At 70.4% G+C, this 20,292-nt stretch carries 15 protein-coding genes; 3 read left to right on the plus strand and 12 right to left on the minus strand.

Features of this window, described 5'->3' with window-relative positions; genetic code table 11:
• The first annotated feature begins 2 nt into the window (after positions 1-2).
• On the plus strand, positions 3-1,064 hold the full coding sequence (locus ACZ4M8_RS07840) for an ABC transporter ATP-binding protein (RefSeq protein ID WP_467604284.1): 1,062 nt from the start codon (positions 3-5) through the stop codon (positions 1,062-1,064).
• Positions 1,065-1,076: 12 nt separating this feature from the next.
• Positions 1,077-2,234 carry an ABC transporter ATP-binding protein gene (locus tag ACZ4M8_RS07845; RefSeq protein ID WP_467604286.1) on the plus strand — a complete coding sequence of 386 codons (1,158 nt, stop codon included), beginning with the start codon at positions 1,077-1,079 and terminating at the stop codon, positions 2,232-2,234.
• Between the two features lie 180 nt (positions 2,235-2,414).
• On the opposite strand, the gene ACZ4M8_RS07850 is transcribed toward ACZ4M8_RS07845, so the two are convergent.
• The 5 genes from ACZ4M8_RS07850 to ACZ4M8_RS07870 all read right to left on the minus strand — a co-directional run bounded on the left by ACZ4M8_RS07850 (position 2,415) and on the right by ACZ4M8_RS07870 (position 8,302).
• Positions 2,415-3,434 carry an ABC transporter ATP-binding protein gene (locus tag ACZ4M8_RS07850; protein WP_467604288.1) on the minus strand — a complete coding sequence of 340 codons (1,020 nt, stop codon included), beginning with the start codon at positions 3,432-3,434 and terminating at the stop codon, positions 2,415-2,417.
• A 277-nt stretch (positions 3,435-3,711) separates the two neighbouring features.
• Complete coding sequence (locus ACZ4M8_RS07855) at positions 3,712-4,752, minus strand: ABC transporter ATP-binding protein (RefSeq protein ID WP_467604291.1); 1,041 nt, start codon at positions 4,750-4,752, stop codon at positions 3,712-3,714.
• An 11-nt stretch (positions 4,753-4,763) separates the two neighbouring features.
• Positions 4,764-5,738, minus strand: a complete 975-nt coding sequence (locus tag ACZ4M8_RS07860) for an ABC transporter permease (protein ID WP_467604293.1) — start codon at positions 5,736-5,738, stop codon at positions 4,764-4,766.
• Positions 5,731-6,654: an ABC transporter permease gene (locus tag ACZ4M8_RS07865; protein ID WP_399086354.1), complete on the minus strand. Its 924-nt coding sequence runs from the start codon at positions 6,652-6,654 to the stop codon at positions 5,731-5,733. Before ACZ4M8_RS07865 ends, ACZ4M8_RS07860 begins: the two co-directional genes overlap by 8 nt.
• Before the next feature lie 19 nt (positions 6,655-6,673).
• Positions 6,674-8,302, minus strand: a complete 1,629-nt coding sequence (locus ACZ4M8_RS07870; protein ID WP_467604295.1) for a peptide ABC transporter substrate-binding protein — start codon at positions 8,300-8,302, stop codon at positions 6,674-6,676.
• Positions 8,303-8,693: 391 nt separating this feature from the next.
• Here ACZ4M8_RS07870 and ACZ4M8_RS07875 point away from each other — a divergent pair, with 391 nt between their 5' ends.
• Complete coding sequence (locus tag ACZ4M8_RS07875; RefSeq protein ID WP_467604297.1) at positions 8,694-9,386, plus strand: class I SAM-dependent methyltransferase; 693 nt, start codon at positions 8,694-8,696, stop codon at positions 9,384-9,386.
• A gap of 191 nt (positions 9,387-9,577) precedes the next feature.
• Here the strand turns inward: ACZ4M8_RS07875 and ACZ4M8_RS07880 are convergent, their stop codons facing one another.
• The 7 genes from ACZ4M8_RS07880 to ACZ4M8_RS07910 all read right to left on the minus strand — a co-directional run bounded on the left by ACZ4M8_RS07880 (position 9,578) and on the right by ACZ4M8_RS07910 (position 19,930).
• Positions 9,578-10,639 (minus strand): ABC transporter ATP-binding protein, encoded by a 1,062-nt coding sequence (locus ACZ4M8_RS07880; RefSeq protein ID WP_467604299.1) that lies wholly within the window; start codon positions 10,637-10,639, stop codon positions 9,578-9,580.
• Positions 10,632-11,666, minus strand: coding sequence for an ABC transporter ATP-binding protein (locus tag ACZ4M8_RS07885; RefSeq protein WP_467604301.1), 1,035 nt, complete (start codon positions 11,664-11,666; stop codon positions 10,632-10,634). Before ACZ4M8_RS07885 ends, ACZ4M8_RS07880 begins: the two co-directional genes overlap by 8 nt.
• A gap of 11 nt (positions 11,667-11,677) precedes the next feature.
• Complete coding sequence (locus ACZ4M8_RS07890) at positions 11,678-12,598, minus strand: ABC transporter permease (RefSeq protein WP_467604303.1); 921 nt, start codon at positions 12,596-12,598, stop codon at positions 11,678-11,680.
• Positions 12,591-13,514, minus strand: coding sequence for an ABC transporter permease (locus tag ACZ4M8_RS07895; RefSeq protein WP_467604305.1), 924 nt, complete (start codon positions 13,512-13,514; stop codon positions 12,591-12,593). The genes ACZ4M8_RS07890 and ACZ4M8_RS07895 overlap by 8 nt, the downstream gene beginning before the upstream one ends.
• 180 nt (positions 13,515-13,694) lie before the next feature.
• Complete coding sequence (locus tag ACZ4M8_RS07900; protein WP_467604307.1) at positions 13,695-15,320, minus strand: peptide ABC transporter substrate-binding protein; 1,626 nt, start codon at positions 15,318-15,320, stop codon at positions 13,695-13,697.
• A 464-nt stretch (positions 15,321-15,784) separates the two neighbouring features.
• Positions 15,785-17,689 (minus strand): translational GTPase TypA, encoded by a 1,905-nt coding sequence (gene typA, locus ACZ4M8_RS07905; protein ID WP_467604309.1) that lies wholly within the window; start codon positions 17,687-17,689, stop codon positions 15,785-15,787.
• Between the two features lie 243 nt (positions 17,690-17,932).
• On the minus strand, positions 17,933-19,930 hold the full coding sequence (locus tag ACZ4M8_RS07910) for an ABC transporter family substrate-binding protein (protein WP_467604311.1): 1,998 nt from the start codon (positions 19,928-19,930) through the stop codon (positions 17,933-17,935).
• Positions 19,931-20,292: the final 362 nt, after the last annotated feature.

Consider the following 20,292-nt stretch of genomic DNA (forward strand, 5'->3'; position numbering starts at 1 on the left):
AAGTGACCACACTCCCCACGACCGAAGGCACACCGGCCCCGACCGGGTCCGACCCCTTCCTCTCCGTGCGCGACCTGCACGTGCGGTTCTCCACCGAGGACGGCATCGTCAAGGCGGTCGACGGCCTCTCCTTCGACCTGGAACGCGGCCAGACCCTCGGCATCGTCGGCGAGTCGGGCTCCGGCAAGTCCGTCACCAACCTCGCCGTGCTGGGGCTGCACAACCCCAAGTCGACGGCGATCAGCGGCGAGATCCACCTGGACGGCCAGGAGCTGACCGGAGCCCGGGAGAAGACCCTGGAGAAGCTCCGCGGCAACAAGATGGCGATGATCTTCCAGGACGCGCTGACCGCCCTGTCGCCGTACTACACGGTCGGGCGGCAGATCGCCGAGCCGTACATGAAGCACACCGGCGCCTCCAAGCGGGAGGGCCGGCAGCGGGCCATCGAGATGCTGACGAAGGTCGGCATCCCGCAGCCGAACCTGCGGGTGGACGACTACCCGCACCAGTTCTCCGGCGGTATGCGCCAGCGCGCGATGATCGCGATGGCGCTGGTCTGCAACCCCGAGCTGCTGATCGCGGACGAGCCGACGACGGCGCTGGACGTCACCGTCCAGGCGCAGATCCTCGACCTCCTCAAGGACCTCCAGCAGGAGTTCGGCTCGGCGATCATCCTGATCACCCACGACCTCGGTGTGGTCGCCGACGTCGCCGACGACCTGCTGGTGATGTACGCGGGCCGGGCGGTGGAGCGCGGTTCGGTCAAGGAGATCCTGACGCAGCCGCAGCACCCGTACACCTGGGGTCTGCTCAGCTCCATGCCGCGGCTGTCCTCCGACGTCAACGAGGCGCTGTACCCGATCCCCGGGTCGCCGCCGAGCCTGCTGAACCCGCCGTCGGGGTGTGCGTTCCACCCGCGCTGCGGCTTCCCCGCCGAGGTCGCCGGGGGGCTGTGCACCCAGGAGCGGCCGGCGCTGCCGGACGGGCGGGCCGCCGCCTGCCACCTCAGCGCGGAGCAGCGCCAGACCTTCTTCACCGAGCAGATCAAGCCCCGGCTGGGCTAGGGAGCCATCACCATGACAGACAACGTCACCCTCCCCTCGCCGCGGGACGCCGCGCCCGCGGCGGGCGAACCGCTGCTCGTCGCCGAGGGCGTCACCAAGCACTTCCCGATCTACGGCGGTTTCCCGTTCAAGCGGAAGGTCGGCGCGGTCAAGGCGGTCGACGGCGTCGATCTGACCGTGCACGCGGGCGAGAGCTTCGGCCTGGTCGGCGAGTCGGGCTGCGGCAAGTCGACCACCGGCCGGCTGCTGACCCGCCTGATGGAGCCGACCTCCGGCAAGATCACCTACGCGGGGCAGGACATCACCCGGGCCAAGCGCAAGGAGCTGGCGCCGGTCCGCTCCGAGATCCAGATGATCTTCCAGGACCCGTACGCGTCGCTGAACCCGCGGCAGACGGTGGGCACCATCATCGGCGGCCCGATGGAGATCAACGGGATCAATCCGGCCGGCGGCCGGGAGAAGCGGATCCGCGAACTCCTGGAGACGGTCGGTCTCAACCCCGAGCACTACAACCGCTTCCCGCACGAGTTCTCCGGCGGTCAGCGCCAGCGCATCGGTGTGGCGCGGGCGCTCGCCCTGGAGCCGAAGCTGATCGTCGCCGACGAGCCGGTCTCGGCGCTGGACGTCTCCATCCAGGCGCAGGTCGTCAACCTGCTCCAGGACCTCCAGCGGGAGCTGGGGATCGCGTTCCTCTTCATCGCCCACGATCTGGCGATCGTGCGCCACTTCAGCCAGCGGGTCGCGGTGATGTACCTCGGCAAGGTCGTCGAGGTGGGTACCCGCGACGAGATCTACAGCCGGCCGCGCCACCCGTACACCCACGCGCTGCTGTCGGCGGTGCCGGAGGCGAAGTTCACCGAGTCGGTGGAGGAGGAGAAGCAGCGGATCCGGCTCGCCGGTGACGTGCCCTCGCCGGTCAACCCGCCGTCCGGCTGCCGGTTCCGCACCCGGTGCTGGAAGGCGCAGGACAAGTGCGCGACCGAGGAGCCGCCGCTGGTCCAGATCACGGGGAACGACGCGGGTCACCTGACGGCCTGCCACTTCCCTCAGGAGCCGACGATCGCGGCGCGCGGTGAGGACATCGTCCTCGACCCCGCCCTGGCCGCGATCGAGGAGGCAGCGCAGGAGGGCCCGGCGGACGACGCCGGTTCCCCCGGCAAGACCCTTTGACCCGGTCTCAACCGCCTCCGCTCGGAGCCGGAGCCCGCTTCCCACACCCCAGATCCACGGGAGGCGGGCTCCGGCCTTTTCCGGGGGCGGTTCGGGGGCGGTTCGGGGCGGTGCGCGGCGGGCGGGGCCCCGGCTCCAGGGGCGCCCGGCCCCGGCCCCGGCCCTGCCCCTCCCCCGCCCTCACTCGCTCGCCACCACCTCCCGTTCCTCCGCGAAGTGGCAGGCCGAGGGGTGGGCGGCCGGGCCCGCGTCCGGGGCGGTGTAGCGGGGCGGCACGTCGAGCGGCGGGACCTTCTCGGCGCACAGGTCCTGGGCCTTCCAGCAGCGGGTGCGGAAGCGGCAGCCGGAGGGCGGGTCGGCCGGGGAGGGTACGTCGCCGGTGAGCAGGATGCGGGTCCGGTGCTCGCGTGCCTCGGGGTCGGGCACCGGCACCGCCGAGAGCAGGGCCTGGGTGTAGGGGTGGGTGGGGTGGTCGTAGATCTGCTCGTCGGTGCCGGATTCGGCGAGCCGGCCGAGGTACATGACGGCGACCCGGTCGGAGATGTGGCGGACCACGGAGAGATCGTGGGCGATGAAGACGTAGCTGAGGTCGAAGGTGTTCTGGAGCTTCTCCAGCAGGTTGACGACCTGGGCCTGGACGGAGACGTCGAGGGCGGAGACCGGTTCGTCGGCGACGATGATCTCGGGGCGCAGGGCGAGGCCCCGGGCGATGCCGATGCGCTGGCGCTGGCCGCCGGAGAACTGGTGCGGATAGCGGTTGATGTACTCCGGGTTGAGCCCGACGACGTCCAGCAGTTCCTGCACCCGGCGGCGCCGGTCGCCCTTGGGCGCGACCTCCGGATGGATGTCGTACGGCTCACCGATGATGTCGCCGACCGTCATCCGCGGATTGAGCGAGGTGTACGGGTCCTGGAACACCATCTGGATGTTGCGGCGGACGGCTTTCAGGGCGCGGCCCGACAGTTTGGTGATGTCCTCGCCCCGGTAGCGGATCTCCCCGGCGGTGGGGTGTTCCAGACCGACCAGCAGCTTGGCGACGGTGGACTTGCCGCACCCCGACTCCCCCACGATGCCGAGCGTTTCGCCGCGGTGGAGGTCGAAGGAGACGTCGTCGACCGCCTTGACCGCGCCGACCTGCTTACGGAAGAGGATGCCGCGGGTGAGCGGGAAGTGCTTGACCAGACCGCGGACCTCCAGCACCGGTTCCCCAAGGCCGGAACCGGCGGGAGAACGGGGGCCGGGAGCGGGGCGTGGGCCGGTACCGGCGGCGGAACCGGAACCGTTGCCGGGGCCGGGGGCGGCGCCGGAACCTGGGCCGGTCCCGGGCCCGGAACCGGTACCGGCGGCGGAACCGGAACCGGCGGCGGAACCGGAACCGGCGGCGGAACCGGAACCGGCGGCCGGGCCTGCGGCCGCCCGGGAGGCATCGGGTGTCCCGGGCGTACCGGGCACGCCGGAGGCGTCGGCCGGTCGGCGGTCAGCGGGCTCCATCGAGCGTCTCCTTCCAGAAGTGGCAGGCGCTGGTGCGGCCCGGGGCCACCTCGTAGCGGGGTGGCCGGTCGGTGCGGCAGACGTCCTGGGCGAGCGGGCAGCGCGGGTGGAAGGGGCAGCCGGGCGGGATGGCGGTGAGGTTGGGCGGCAGGCCCTTGATCGCGTACAGCTCCCGGCCCTTGTGGTCCAGGCGCGGGATGGAGTCCAGCAGACCGCGGGTGTAGGGGTGGGCGGGGGCCCGGTAGAGGTGGTGGACGGGGGCGGTCTCGACGATGCGTCCGGCGTACATGACGGCGATGGTGTCGGCGACGTCGGCGACGACGCCGAGGTCGTGGGTGATGAGGATGAGGCCCATGTGGTACTCGCGCTGGAGTTCCGCGAGCAGGTCCATGACCTGGGCCTGGACGGTGACGTCGAGGGCGGTCGTCGGCTCGTCCGCGATGATCAGGGCGGGTTCCAGGGCCAGCGCCATCGCGATCATGATGCGTTGGCGCATCCCGCCGGAGAACTGGTGCGGATAGTCGCCGGCCCGGCTCTTCGCGGCGGGGATCCGTACCCGGTCCATCAGCTCGACGGCCGCGGCGCGGGCCGCCTTGCGGGACATCCCGCGGTGGACCTGGAACATCTCGCCGAGCTGGGCGCCGACCGACATCACCGGGTTCAGTGCGGAGAGCGCGTCCTGGAAGATCATCGCCATACCGGTGCCGCGGATCCGGCGGCGCTCCTCCCGGCCGAGGGTGAGCAGGTCACGGCCCTGGAAACGAATCTCGCCGCCGGTGACGAAGCCGGGCGGCGAGTCGAGGATGCCCATGATCGCCTGGGCGGTGACGGACTTGCCGGAGCCGGACTCGCCGAGGACGGCGAGGGTCTGCCCGGCGGCGACGCGGTAGCTGACACCGTTGACCGCCTGGGCGACGCCGTCGCGGGTACGGAACTCCACGTACAGATCGCGGACGTCGAGGAGGGGCGGCCCGCCGGTGTCCGTGCTCTCCGGCCGGGGCGCGGTGGCGCTGTCGTTGCTGGTCATCTGCCCGCTCCTCAGCGCAGCTTGGGGTCGAGGGCGTCGCGGACCGCGTCGCCGAGCATGATGAACGCCAGCACCGTGATGCTCAGCGCCCCGGCCGGCCACAGCAGCATGTGCGGCGCGTTGCGGATGGAGGTGGAGGCGGCGGAGATGTCGATGCCCCAGGAGACGGTGGGCGGTTTCAGCCCGGCGCCGAGGAACGACAGCGTCGCCTCCAGCGAGATGTACGTACCGAGCGCGATGGTGGCGACGACGATCACCGGCGCGACGGCGTTGGGCGCGATGTGCCGCAGCAGGGTGCGGCCGTTGCCGGCGCCGAGGGCGCGGGCCGCCTGGACGTAGTCGTTCTGCTTGGCGGTGACGACGGCGCCGCGGGCGATACGGGCGATCTGCGGCCAGCCGAGCAGGACGATGAAGCCGACGACCGGCCAGACGGTGGAGCTGGTGACGACGGAGAGGAAGACCAGTCCGCCGAGGATGACGGGGATGCCGAAGAAGATGTCGGCGAGCCGGGAGAGCAGCGTGTCCCACCAGCCGCCGAAGAATCCGGCGAGCCCGCCGAGGAGGCTGCCGAGCAGGGCGGCGCCTGCGGTGGCGCAGACGCCGACGGTGATGGAGGCGCGGGCTCCGTAGACGACGCGGGTGTAGACGTCGCGGCCCTGGGTGTCGTAGCCGAAGGGGTGGCCGGGCTCCGGTCCCGCCTGGGCCTTGGCGAGGTCGGCGCGGTAGGGGTTGCCGTCGGCGATCAGCTGCGGCCAGATCGCGATGACCACCAGGAACAGGATGATCAGCGCGGAGAGCAGGAAGACCGGGTTGCGGCGCAGGTCGCGGGCGGCGTCGCTCCACAGGCTGCGGGGTTTGCCGGTGGGGGTGCCGCCGGGTCCGGCGCCGGGGGGACGTTCCAGGGATTCGGCCTCGCCGATGGCGAGCGCGGCGGGTCCGCCGTCGCCGTGGGTGATGGCCTCTTTGGGCGCGTAGGGGTCAGGCATAGCGGATCCTCGGGTCCAGGACCGCGTAGAGCAGGTCGACGAGGAGGTTGGCGACGAGGAAGACCAGCACCAGGATGGTCACGAAGCCGACGACGGTGGGTGAGTTCTGGCGCAGGATGCCCTGGTAGAGCTGGAATCCGACGCCGTGGATGTTGAAGATCCGTTCGGTGACGATGGCGCCGCCCATGAGCGCGCCGATATCGGTGCCGATGAAGGTGACCACCGGGATCAGCGAGTTGCGCAGCAGGTGGCGGGTGATGACGCGGTGGCGGGGCAGCCCTTTGGCGATGGCGGTGCGGACGTAGTCGGCGCGGGCGTTCTCGGCGATGGAGGTGCGGGTGAGCCGGGTGACGTACGCGAGGGAGACCAGCGCCAGGACGAGTCCGGGGAGCAGGAGTTCATCGAGCGGGGCGTCGGTGGAGACGGCGGGTTTGACCCAGTTCCATTTCACGCCGAGCAGGAATTGCAGGACGTAGCCGCTGACGAAGGTGGGGATGGAGACCACGACGAGGGTGAAGATCAGCACGGTGGTGTCGACGGCGCGCCCGCGGCGCAGTCCGCTGAAGACGCCGAGGACGATTCCGGCGACCATTTCGATGACGATGGCGACGAGGGTGAGCCGCAGCGTCACGGGAAAGGCGGCGGCCATGAGTTCGGTGACCGGCTGTCCGTTGAACGCGGTGCCGAAATTCCCCTGGAAGATCTGCGCCATGTAGTGCAGATACTGTTTCCACAGTGGCTGGTCGAGATAGAGATCGGCGCGGATCTGGGCGGCGGTGGCCGGATCGGGCGCCCGGTCGCCGAAGAGTGCGGCCACCGGGTCACCCAGTGCGTACACCATGAGGAAGATCAGAAGCGTGCTGCCGATGAACACCGGGATCATCTGGAGCAGCCGCCGGATCACATAGCGTCCCATGAGGGCTCCGGGTTCTGGGTCAGTGGACCGTGATCTCGTTGTAGACGGGGACGCTGAAGGGGTTCAGCGCCACATTGGCGATCCGGTCGGAGTAGCCGCCGTTGCCGTTCTGGTACCAGAGCGGAATGGCCGGCATGTCCTGGGCGAGGATCCTCTCGGCGTCCTGAAATTTCGCGACGGCCGCTTTCTCGTCGGTGGCGGCGTTCGCCTCGTTGATGAGGGTGTCGAATTTTGGATTGCTGTATTTGCCGTCGTTGGACGAGGCTTTGGAGTAGTACATCGGCTGGAGGAAGTTCTGGATGAGCGGATAGTCCATCTGCCAGCCGGCGCGGAACGGACCGGTCATCTTGTCGGAGGTGATGCGGTTGCGGAAGTCGGCGAAGGTGCCGACGGGGGCGCCGACGCACGCCTTGTCGTCGTCGAGGGCGTTGTTGATGCTGTTGCAGATCGCGTCGATCCAGTCCTTGTGGGAGCCGGTGTCGGCGTTGTACCCGAGGGTCATGTGGCCGCCGGGGAGCCCGCCGCCCTCCTTGACGAGCGCTTTCGCCTTGGCGGCGTGGAATTCGCAGGCTTCGCCGCAGAGCCCGGGGCGGTAGCCGCCCTTGGCGCCGAGGACGGGTGAGGTCCAGTCGGTGGCGGGGGTGCGGGTGTTCTGGAAGATCTCCTTGGTGATCGAGGCGCGGTCGATGGCCATGGAGATGCCGCGGCGGAGTTTGTCGCCGTTCTTCTTGTTCCAGTCCTTGTCGTACATCGGGATGGTGAGCGTCTGGATGACGCCCGCCGGCTGGTTGATGTAGCGGTCGCCGAGGTCGGCGTGGACGTTCTTGAGCTGGGTGGCGGGAATGTCGTCGACGAGGTCGAGGTTTCCGGCCTGGAGGTCGGTGTAGGCGGTGTTGTTGTCGGTGTAGACCCGCAGGTCAATGCCGCCGTTACGGGCCTTGTCGGGCCCCGGGTACTTCGCCCATTTCCGGAGTTTCATCGCGGAGCCCTTGGTGTAGGACTCCACGGCGTACGGACCGTTCCCGACCGGTTTCTTCACCCAGGCGTCGTGATGGGTGAAGAAGGTCTGCGGCAGCGGCATGAAGGCGTTGTAGCCGAGGGTGTCGGGCCAGCTGGAGAATTTCTGGTTCAGCGTGACGGTGAATTTCGTGGGGCTGATGACCTTGAGGCCGGAGAGGGTTTTCGCGGTGGGTTTGCCGTTCTCCGGGTGGACGGCGTCGTATCCCTCGATGTACTGGAAGAACGGTGCGTTCTTCTGCCGGTTGTCGAGCAGCGCGCCGTAGTTCCAGGCGTCCGTGAAGGATTTCGCGGTGACCTTCTCGCCGTTGCTGAAGGTCCAGCCGGGTTTGAGGGTGACGGTGTAGTGCCGGGAGTCGGTGGTCTCGATCGACTCGGCGAGGACGTTCTCCGCGGCGCCGGTCCTCGGGTTGTACCGCTTGAGACCCCGGAAGATCATCTCCAGGACCTTGCCGCCCTGGACCTCGTTGGTGTTGGCCGGTTCGAGGGGGTTTTGCGGATCGCCCCAGGACGAGCTGACGATTCCGGCGGCGCCCGACCCGCGGGTGTCGACCCCGCCGCCGCAGGCGGTCGCCGTCAGGGCGACGGACACGGCACAGACGGCCCACCTCGCGCGCTTCGCTCCCCGCATACGGCGCCTCCTCAGCTCTCCGGCCACACGTAAACCACATAAGAGCCCAAAGCGGGATGTGCTGCACTCCGGCGGCCGTGCGCGTTGCTCCGTGGGGCGCCGAATCCGCCCATGTGCGCGGCGACCGGGCGGCGCACCGGTCGGATGTACGGACACCTCACGGCCCGGCCCCGCCGCCCACGCCCCCGCCCCGGCCCGCCGCCCCGTCACCCGTCCGGCCGCTGGTCGTACGGACCGGACGGGCACGCCGGCCGCCCGGCGCCGGCCGCTCCGGGCGCCGCCCCGCCCCTTCCGCGCGCGTCCGCGCACGCCCCCGCGCACCCCGCGGTGCGCCCCGCCCTGTCCGGAAAGCTCCCTTTCGCGGCCGGGGCCGCCGTGTTGGCATGTGGCCATGGAACAGCGGGTGCGTCAGGGATACGAGGGCAGCGGACCGGGGCCGATCACCCCGGACGGCTGCGCGGTCGAGTTGTACGAGCGGCTTCCGGTGGGGGACGAGCCGGACATCATCGAGGGCGCGGTGCGCCCGGCGTCCAGCATCCTCGAACTGGGCTGCGGCGCCGGGCGAATGACGCATCCCCTGGTCCACCGCGGTTTCGCGGTCACCGCCGTGGACGAGTCCCCGCAGATGCTGGAACGTATCAGCGGCGCCGGAACGGTCCGCAGCGCCATCGAGGAGCTGACTCTCGACGCCCGTTTCGACGTCGTGCTGCTCGCCTCGTTCCTCGTCCACGCCGCGGGGCCGGGGGTGCGTGAGGGGATGCTGGCGACCTGCCGCCGCCATGTGAAGGACGACGGCTGTGTGCTCATCCAGCGCGAGGCACCGGGCCGGCACGACGGCCTCCCGTCCGAGCGCCGCGTCGACGGCGGGCTGATCCGGGTGGTCTCCTCCGAGCCGGTGCGGCCGGGCGTGCGCTCGGTCCACGTCGAGTACGACTTCGCCGACGGCCACTGGACACAAACGTTCCTCTCCTGCCCGCTGACCGACGAGGAGTTCGACGCGGCCCTGGCCCGCGCCCGACTCGCGGTCGACCGCTACCTCACCGCCGACCGCACCTGGGTCCGGGTCGTCCCGCGCGACAACTGACGCGGGGCGGGCGGGCCGGGAGCGCCGCACGGCGGGCGGGCCGGGCCCGCCGTCCCGCGCGGTACGGCGCCCCGCGCGGCGCCGGGAGCGCGCCCCCGCCCGTATGGCAGCGCCGCCCCTCCCCCGGACATGCCTCGGGCCGGGCTCCGCACCCCCGCGCGGAACCCGGCCCGAGGCCGCGGGTGGCGGCGTTACGCCGCGCCCACCACGTCCCGGACCTCCGCGAAGTGGCAGGCCGACGGGTGGGCCGCGGGGGACGCCTGGTCACGGAAGCGGGCCGGGACGGCCAGCTCCGGCGTCTCGGTCGCGCACCGCTCCTCCGCCTTCCAGCAGCGGGTGCGGAAGCGGCAGCCGGACGGCGGATCGGCCGGGGACGGCACGTCGCCGGTGAGGATGATCCGGTCGCGGCCCTCCCGCGCCTCGGGGTCCGGCACCGGCACCGCCGACAGCAGCGCCTGGGTGTACGGGTGCGTGGGGTGGTCGTAGATCTCGGCGTCGGTGCCGATCTCCGCCATCCGCCCCAGGTACATCACGCCGACCCGGTCGGAGATGTGCCGGACGATCGACAGGTCGTGGGCGATGAAGAGGTAGCTGAGGTCGTACTCCTTCTGGAGCCGGTCCATCAGGTTGATGACCTGCGCCTGGACGGAGACGTCGAGCGCGGAGACCGGCTCGTCGCAGATGATGATCTCCGGGTTGAGCGCGAGACCGCGGGCGATGCCGATGCGCTGGCGCTGGCCGCCGGAGAACTGGTGCGGATAGCGGTTGAGGTACTCCGGATTGAGCCCGACGACGTCCAGCAGCTCCTGCACCCGGCGGCGCCGGTCGCCCTTGGGCGCGACCTCCGGGTGGATGTCGAAGGGCTCACCGATGATGTCGCCGACCGTCATCCGCGGATTGAGCGAGGTGTACGGGTCCTGGAACACCATCTGGATGTTGCGGCGCACCGCCTTCAGCGCGCGCCCCGACAGCTTGGTGATGTCCTCGCCCCGGTAGAAGACCTCACCGGCGGTGGCCCGCTCCAGGTTCATCAGCAGCTTGGCGACGGTGGACTTGCCGCACCCCGACTCCCCCACGATGCCGAGGGTCTCGCCCCGGTAGAGGTCGAACGAGACCCCGTCGACCGCCTTGACCGCGCCGACCTGCTTCTTCACCAGCACGCCCCGGGTGAGCGGGAAGTGCTTGACGAGGCCGCGGACCTGGAGGATCGGCTCGCGCTCGCCTGCGGCAACCGCCTTGACCGGCTCAGCCATTGACCGTCTCCTTCCAGAAGTGGCAGGCGCTGCGGCGGCCTTCGCCGAGGGTGTGCAGCGCCGGGGTGTCCGTGCGGCACACCTCCTGCGCCTTGGGGCAGCGCGGGTGGAAGGCGCAACCCTGGGGGATGTGCAGCAGGTTGGGCGGCAGCCCCTTGATCGCGTACAGCTCCTGGCCCTTGTGGTCCAGGCGCGGGATGGAGTCCAGCAGACCGCGGGTGTAGGGGTGCGCCGGGTTCTTGTACAGCTCGTGGACGGGCGCGGTCTCGACGATCCGGCCCGCGTACATCACCGCGATCTTGTCGGCGACGTCGGCGACGACGCCGAGGTCGTGGGTGATGAGGATGAGGCCCATGTGGTACTCGGCCTGCAACTCCGCGAGCAGGTCCATGACCTGGGCCTGGACGGTGACGTCGAGCGCGGTCGTCGGCTCGTCCGCGATGATCAGGTCCGGCTCCAGGGCCAGCGCCATCGCGATCATGATGCGCTGGCGCATCCCGCCGGAGAACTGGTGCGGAAAGTCTCCCGCCCGGCTCCTCGCCGCGGGGATCTTGACCCGGTCCATCAGCTCGACCGCCTTGGCCAGCGCCGCCTTCTTGGACAGCCCCTGGTGGACGCGGAACATCTCGCCGAGCTGGTAGCCGACGGTCAGCACCGGGTTCAGCGAGGAGAGCGCGTCCTGGAAGATCATGGCGATCTTGGCGCCGCGCAGCCGGCGGCGGGCGTCGGCGGACATGGCCAGCATGTCCTCGCCCCGGAAGCGGATCTCACCGCGCGGGATCTTCGCCGGCGGCATGTCGAGGATGCCCATGATCGCCTGGGCGGTGACGGACTTGCCGGACCCGGACTCGCCGAGCACCGCCAGCGTCTCGCCCGCCGACACGCTGTAGTTGACGCCGTTGACGGCCTTGACGACACCGTCGCGGGTGTGGAATTCGACGTGCAGATCGCGGACCTGGAGCAGCGGGGTGTCCGCCTGCTCCCCGGCGCGCGGCGCGGGGACGGCCTGCTTCTTCTCGGTGGTCATGTACGCCTCCCTCAGCGCAGCTTGGGATCGAGGGCGTCGCGGACCGCGTCGCCGAGCATGATGAACGCCAGCACCGTGATGCTCAGCGCCCCGGCCGGCCACAGCAGCATGTGCGGCGCGTTCCGGATCTGGGTGGCGGCGGACGAGATGTCGATGCCCCAGGAGACCGTCGGCGGCTTGAGGCCGACGCCGAGGAACGACAGCGTCGCCTCCAGCGAGATGTACGTACCGAGCGCGATGGTCGCCACGACGATGACGGGCGCGAGCGCGTTGGGCGCGATGTGCCGCAGCAGCATCCGCGGGGTGCTCGCGCCGAGCGCGCGGGCCGCCTGCACGTAGTCCTGCTGCTTGGCGGAGATGACCGCGGAGCGTGCGATACGGGCGATCTGCGGCCAGCCCAGGACCGCCATCAGCAGCACGACGGTGAAGATCGAACCGCCCTTGACGACGGAGAGGAAGACGATGCCGCCGAGCAGCACCGGGATGCCGAAGAAGATGTCGCCGATCCGCGACAGCACCGCGTCCCACCAGCCGCCGAAGAACCCGGCGAGCCCGCCGAAGACACAGCCGAGGACGGCCGCGAGGAGGGTGGTGCAGATACCGACGACGACGGAGGCGCGGGCCCCGTACACCGTGCGGGCGTACACGTCGCAGCCCTGCGCGGTGAAGCCGAAGGGATGGCCCGGCGCCGGGCCCTGCTGGGATCGTCCCAGGTCACAGGCGTACGGGCTGGTGCCGGTCAGCAGGCTCGGCCAGATCGCGATGACGACCAGGAAGAGGATGAGGACGGCGGAGAGGTAGAAGACGGGGTTGCGGCGCAGGTCCCGCCAGGCGTCGCCCCACAGGCTGCGCGGCGCGGCCGCCGCCTCGGGCACGGCCGCCCCGGGAGCCGCCGCCTCGGTCGCGGGGGCCTGTTCGGTGATCTCAGGCATAACGGATCCTCGGGTCCAGGACCGCGTAGAGCAGGTCGACGATCAGGTTGGCGGCGAGGAAGACGACCACGAGGATGGTCACGAAGCCGACGACGGTGGGCGCGTTCTGCCGCAGGATGCCCTGGTAGAGCTGGTAGCCGACGCCCTGGATGTTGAAGATCCGCTCGGTGACGATGGCGCCGCCCATGAGCGCGCCGATGTCGGTGCCGAGGAAGGTGATCACCGGGATCAGCGAGTTCCGCAGCAGGTGCACACCGATGACGCGCCGCCGGGGCAGCCCCTTGGCGGTGGCGGTGCGGATGTAGTCGGAGCGGATGTTCTCGGCGATCGACGTACGGGTCAGCCGGGCGACGTACGCGAGGGAGACACCGGCCAGCACGATGCCGGGCAGCAGCAGTTCGCCGAAGGCCACGTCATTGGAGACCGCCGGTGCGGCCCAGGCGAGCTTGACGCCGATGAAGTACTGGAGCAGGTAGCCGGTGACGAACGTCGGGATGGAGATCACCAGCAGGGTGAGGACCAGCACACCGGTGTCGACGAAGCGGCCGCGGCGCATCCCGGCGACGATGCCGAGACCCACGCCGACGACGACCTCGATGGCGAAGGCCACGAGCGTCAGCTTGATGGTGTTGGGGAAGGCCGAGCCCATCAGGTCGGCGACGGGCGTGCCGTTGAAGGCGGTGCCGAAGTCGCCGCGGAAGATGCCGGCCATGTACTGGAGGTACTGGCTCCAGAGCGGGTCGTTCAGGTGCAGGGATTCCCGGATCTGGGCGGCGGTGGCCGGATCGGGCGTCCGGTCTCCGAACATCGCGGCGACGGGGTCGCCGAGTGCGTAGACCATGACGAAGATCAAGAATGTGGTGCCGATGAAGACGGGCACCATCTGGAGCAGGCGTCGGATGACGTAGCGCCCCATGTGTCCTCCAGTAAAGCGCCGACGCGGGGGCGGCCGGGGCCGCGCCCGGGACCTGGGGTCGCGGGCGTGGCCGGCTGCTCCTGCCGCCGTGAGCGGGTGTGTTCGCGCGCGGGGCCGTTACCGCGAGGGGCCGGCGGGCAGTTGGTGCCCGCCGGCCGTCTCAGCGGTGGCCGCGTCGGGTCAGCCGGTGACCTTGATCTTGGTGAAGACCGGGAAGCTGAAGGAGTTCAGCTGGACGCCGGAGACGTGCTCGGACCAGCCGGCGGTGCCGTTCTGGTACCAGAGCGGGATGCTGACGACCTTGTCGAGGACGATCTTCTCGGCCTGCTTGTAGAGGTCGGTGGCCTTCTTGACGTCCGGTTCGGCACCCGCCTGCTTGAGCAGCGCGTCGAACTTCGGGTCGCTGAACTTGGCGTCGTTGGAGGCGCCGCCGGTCGCGTACAGCGGGGTCAGGAAGTTCTCGATCTGCGGGTAGTCCATCTGCCAGCCGGAGCGGAACGGCTGGGTCATCTCCTGCTTGGTGATCTGGTTGCGGAAGTCGCCGAAGGTGCCGACGGGGTTGCCGACGCACGCCTTGTCGTCGCCCAGCACGGAGTTGATGCTGTTGCAGACCGCGTCCACCCACTGCTTGTGGGAGTCCTTGTCGGCGTTGTAGCTGATCGTCATCTTCCCGCCGGGGATGCCTCCACCCTCCTTGATCAGCTTCTTCGCCTCGGTGGGGTTGTACGTGCAGGTGTCGCCGCAGACGTCCTTGCTGTAGCCGTTGGCGTCGCCGAGGACGGGCGAGGTGAGGTCGGTGGCGGGGGTGCGGGTGCCGTTGTAGACCTTCTCGGTGATCGCCTTGCGGTCGATCGCCATGGACAGGCCCTTGCGGACCTTCTCCATGCCCGGCTTGTTCCAGGAGTCCTTGTACAGCGGGAAGGTGACGACCTGGTTCACGCCCGCGGGCTGCGAGAGGTAGTTGCCCTTCAGGTCCGACTCGGCGTTGCGGATCTGCTCGGCGGGCACGTCGTCGTCGACGTCGAGGTTGCCGGACTGCAGGTCCGCGTAGGCGGCGTTGGAGTCGGTGTAGACCTTGAGCAGCACGCCCTTGTTCTGCGGCTTGTCGTCCCCGGTGTAGTGCGGGTTGGGGACGAGCTTCATCTGCTTGCCCTTGTCGTACGTGTCCACGGCGTACGGACCGTTGCCGACGGGCTTGGCGAGGTAGCCGTCGTGGTCGCTGAAGAACGACTTGGGCAGCGGCGCGAACGCCTTGTAGCCCAGGCGCAGCGGCCAGGTCGACATCTTCTCGGTGAGCGTGACGGTGAAGGTGTGGTCGTCGACGACCTTCAGACCCGAGAGGGTTTTCGCGGTCGGCTTGCCCTTGGCGGGCGCGACCTTGTCGTAGCCCTGGATGTCGGCGAAGAAGTACGAGTTCTTCTGGGCGTTGGTGGACAGCGCGCCGTAGTTCCAGGCGTCGACGAACGAACGGGCCGTCACGGCCTCGCCGTTGGAGAACTTCTCGCCCTTCTTCACCTTGATGGTGAAGGTCTGCTGGTCCTTGGTGTCGATGGACTGCGCGACGTCGTTCTTCGCCTCGCCGGTCTTCGGGTCGTAGCTCTTCAGATTGCTGAAGATCATGTCCAGGACCTTGCCGCCCAGCACCTCGTTGGTGTTGGCGGGCTCCAGCGGGTTCTGGGGGTCACCCCAGTTGGCCCGGACGACGCCGGGCTCGGCGCTCGCACTGCTGCCGCCGCCACAGGCCGTGGCCCCCAGGGCCACGACTATCGCTCCTGCGACCCAGGTGGCGCTCTTGGCACCGCGCATGGGACTGCCTCCTCATGAGTCCATCTTCTGCTATGGAAAGGAGCCGGCCGCGACTGACACCCCTGACAGTCCGCAACCAGCCCCCGATGCTCGTGAGTCGACGCCTCTTACGGCGCGTGACCCATTGACCCGAGCTCAATAACGCCCAGTCTCAGTCACGTTCCGGCCATAAACCACGCGTAAAGCGTCTCGATTAGGTCACATCTCCCGCTTATCGAGTTCGAAATTCGGACAAAGCAAACGATCCGTACAGGGAAGAAAGGGACGAGGTGGGAAGCATCACTCAAGAATCGGTCCGGAATACGGACGCTGAGCGAGATGGTCGAGACCAAGCCGCCATTGACAAGATCCACTTGCCACGGTAAAAGCCTGCCGCGCTCCCGGCTGCGCGCTTCCCCGGACACGGCGAAGCGCCCCGCCGGACCGGAGTCCCGCGGGGCGCTTCGTCGATCAGCGGTGCGGCGTCAGCGCTTGGCGCGCGACGCGGTACGGCCGCGCTCCTTCTGGTCGAGGACGACCTTGCGGATACGGACCGCCTCCGGGGTCACCTCGACGCACTCGTCGTCGCGGCAGAACTCCAGCGACTGCTCCAGCGAGAGCTTCCGCGGCGGCACGATCGCCTCGAAGGAGTCCGCGGAGGAGGAGCGCATGTTGGTGAGCTTCTTCTCCTTGGTGATGTTGACGTCCATGTCGTCGGCGCGGGAGTTCTCGCCGACGATCATGCCCTCGTACACCTCGGTGCCGGGCTCGGTGAAGAGCACACCGCGCTCCTGGAGGTTGGTCATCGCGAACGCGGTGACCGCACCGGCGCGGTCGGCGACCAGCGAACCGTTGTTACGGGTCTTCAGCTCGCCGAACCACGGCTCGTGGCCCTCGTGGATGGAGTGGGCGATACCCGTACCGCGGGTGTTGGTCAGGAACTCCGTACGGAAGCCGATCAGACCGCGGGAGGGGACGACGAACTCCATGCGGACCCAGCCGGAGCCGTGGTTGGACATGTTGTCCATCCGGCCCTTGCGGGTGCCCATGAGCTGCGTGACCGCGCCCATGTGCTCCTCGGGCACGTCGACCGTCATCCGCTCGACCGGCTCGTGGGTCTTGCCGTCGACCTGCTTGGTGACGACCTGCGGCTTGCCGATGGTCATCTCGAAGCCCTCACGGCGCATCTGCTCGACCAGGATGGCCAGCGCCAGCTCACCGCGGCCCTGCACCTCCCAGGCGTCGGGGCGCTCGGTGTCCAGGACGCGCAGCGAGACGTTACCGATCAGCTCGCGGTCGAGGCGGTCCTTGACCTGACGGGCGGTGACCTTGCGGTCCTTGACCGCCGCCTTGGCGTCCGCGCCCTTACCGGTGCCGCCCCGGCCGACCAGCGGCGAGGTGTTGGTACCGATGGTCATCGAGATGGCGGGCTCGTCGACGGTGATCAGCGGCAGGGCGACCGGGTTCTCCGGGTCGGCCAGCGTCTCGCCGATCATGATGTCCGGGATACCGGCGACCGCGCAGATGTCACCGGGGCCGGCGACCTCGGCGGGCTTGCGGGTCAGCGCCTCGGTCATCATCAGCTCGGTGATGCGGACGTTGGAGATCGAGCCGTCGCGCTTCATCCACGCCACGGTCTGGCCCTTGCGCAGCTCGCCCTGCTCGACACGGAGCAGCGCGATACGGCCGAGGAAGTTGTCCGCGTCGAGGTTGGTGACGTGGGCCTGGAGCGGGGCGGTCTCGTCGTACTCCGGCGCCGGGACGTGCTCCAGCAGCGTGGAGAAGAACGGCTCCAGGTTGGTGGAGTCCGCCGGGACGGTGCCGTCCTCCGGCTTGGTCAGCGACGCGACGCCGTCACGGCCGCAGGCGTAGACGATCGGGAACTCGATCTGGTCCTCGTCGGCGTCCAGGTCGAGGAAGAGGTCGTACGTCTCGTTGACGACCTCGTCGATCCGGGAGTCCGGACGGTCGGTCTTGTTGATGCACAGGATGACGGGCAGCCGCTGGTGCAGCGCCTTGCGGAGCACGAAGCGGGTCTGCGGCAGCGGGCCCTCGGAGGCGTCGACCAGCAGCACGACGGCGTCGACCATCGACAGACCGCGCTCGACCTCGCCACCGAAGTCGGCGTGGCCGGGGGTGTCGATGATGTTGATCGTGATCGGGTCGCCACCGTCCTTCGGGTGGTACTTGACCGCGGTGTTCTTCGCGAGAATGGTGATGCCCTTCTCGCGCTCCAGGTCGTTGGAGTCCATGACCCGGTCGTCGACGGAGTCGAGCTGGTGAGCGGCGAAGGCCCCCGCCTGCTTGAGCATGGCGTCGACGATGGTCGTCTTGCCGTGGTCGACGTGGGCGACGATGGCGACGTTGCGGATGTCGTGGCGCGTGGGCACTTGCGGCGCTTCTCCCGGAATCGTGGTGGGCGGCGCGTACGGTCCGGTACGCGCGCCTGCCGGGCATGAAGACGCCACGGCCTCACCCCATGGTACGTGGCTGCCGCGGTATCGACCTCCCCAGGCCGTCCGAACCCGGCCTGACCTGGGCGTTCTCACCGATTGTCCGGCCTTGGGCCAAGCCGATTCCACCCGCCCGCCGCCGCGCCGTCAGCTCCGTCCGGCGCGGCGGCGGGGCCGGCCTCACTTCGCGTAGCCGATGTCCTGGAACCGCGGGGCGGCGAAGCCGAAGGAGCCGATGTTGACGAGCGATCTCTTCGTGGCGACCAGTTCGGGGCGCTGGTAGAGCGGGATCGAACCGGCCGAGGCCCAGATCCGGGCGTCCGCCTTGTTCAGCGCCTCCCGCGCGGCCTTCGGGTCGAGGTCGGAGACCGCCTGGTCGAAGAGCTGGTCGACACGGTCGCTGCCGACCCGGGTGTAGTTCTGCCCGACGTCGAGCGAGCCGTCCGGCGCCGGTTGCGGCTTGGCGTAGACCGGGCGGGCGTCGGTCGACGGGAAGGCGGAGGCCGGCCAGGAGTAGAGCGCGAGGTCGTAGTCGCCGGCCGCGATGTGGTCCTGGAAGTAGCCGTCGTCGGCGACCTTCTGGACGTCGGTGGCGATGCCGATCCGGGCGAGCATGGTGGCGATCCGGTGGCCGACGGTGCGCAGCTCCGCACCGGCCGGCCCGTCGGGCAGGACGAAGCGCAGGGTGAGCGGCTCACCGTTCTTCATCACCGCCGGCCCCTGCGCCGCGATGCGCTGTCCGTCGGCCTTCCCCGCGTCGCCGGGGGCGCCGCCGTGACCGGCCTGCGCGTCGCCCTTGGCCGGCTGCTGCGGCTGCTTCGCGGACCGGCCCGAGCGCCAGCCGGCGTCCGCGAGCAGCGTCTTCGCCGCGTCGGTGTCGGTTCCGCCGACGGCGTCGCTGTGGTCGGCGTACCCCTCCTGCCCGGCCAGCAGCAGATGGCTGCCGGGGAGCGTGGCGGGCAGATGCAGCGGTTTGAGGACGGTGTCGGCGAGGGCCTGGCGGTCGATGGCGCGGGCCACCGCGCGCCGCACCCGGTCGTCGGCGAGCGGTCCGCTGCCGCCGTTCAGCGCGAGCTGGGTGGCGGCGGGCCGCAGCGCCCGGTGGACGGTGTAGCCGCGCAGCGTCCGGGCGGCGGCCGCGGCGCGGGCCTCGGCGCGGGCCGCCTCGGAACCGCGGGCGGCGGCCTGGGCGCGTACGGCGTCGGCGGCGACCTCACCGGGGGCGCCCTCGGCCGGGGCGCCCGCGTTGCCCGCGTGGACGCTCTTGGGGACGCCCGCCGGGGCGGCGCCGCCGCCCGCCTCGTCGATCTTCTTCGCGACGGCCGCGTCGACCTCGGCGACATCGACGTCGCCGCTGCTCAGCGCCTCGGCCCGCTTCCCGCGCGGTACGGCGCGCAGCTCCAGCCGGTCGAGTTTGGCGGGCGCGCCCCACCAGTGGCGGTCGCGTTCCAGGGTGAGGGAGCCGTCGCCGGAGTCGCGGTCGCCGACGGCGAACGGTCCGGCGGTCACCGGCAGCCGGTCGCGGGCGCCGTCGTTGAAGGTGTCGGCGTCGGCCATGACCGACCGCGGGTAGAGCGGGGTGAACAGCGCCTTCCAGTCGGCGTAGGGCCGGGCGAAGGTGACCTTGACCTCGTGCGGCCGGGCGCCCTGTTCGACCTTGGCGATGCGGTCGTACCCGGCGTTGCGGGCGGTCCAGTACGCGTGGTCGGTGCCGCGCAGCGCCTTCCACTGGGCGAGGAAGTCGGCGGCGCCGATCGGGCGGCCGTCGCTCCAGCGGGCCTTGGGGTTGAGCTTGTAGACGACGACCTGCCGGGGCTCACGGGCGGTGACGTCGGCGGCGGTGAGGTAGTCGGCGTTGCGCTGCGGGGCGCCGCTGCGGTCGAGGGTGAACAGCTGCGGCAGGACGGCGCCGGTGACCCGGTCGGTGGCCGCGTCGGCGTCGGTGTGGAAGGCGTTGAGGGTGCCGGGCAGCGCGTCGACCGCCCAGCGGACGGTGCCGCCGTTCGCGACCCGGCCGCGCGGCGCCGCCGCGATGTCCTGGGCGAGGCCCGCGCCGCCCCCGCCGTCGTCGCCACCGCAGCCGGCCAGGACCGGCAGCGGCAGCAGCATCCCTGCCGCGAGGAGGGCGGCGCGGCGTCTGCGGCGCACGGCGCGGCCTGGGCTGACGTGGTCGGTCATGGCTGTTACCTCCGGGGCTCGCACCGACGCCGCGCCGAGCCGCCGTGCCACGTCCGGCCCACTTAGCGGCTCATCACATCTATGGCACCCCCACTGAAAGCGACCGGGAGCGGCCCGCCCGCCCGACACGGCGGCGCCCCGTACCAAGGCCACCCGCCCGGCGGAAGAGCCCCCGGCGACGGCGCGGGAGCGGCCACCGGGACGGCCGGCCACGGCGTACCCGCCGGGCCCTCCTCCGCCGCGGCCCCGTGCCGCCCGTGTCCGCGGGCACCGCCGCCCGTCCCGCCTTTCCCGCCCCACCGCGACGCGGGACACTCGGAACGTAGGAGGTCGTCCCGGGCTCCGGAGCCCAGGGGTGTCTC

Source organism: Streptomyces sp. NPDC027185 (genome assembly GCF_055567035.1).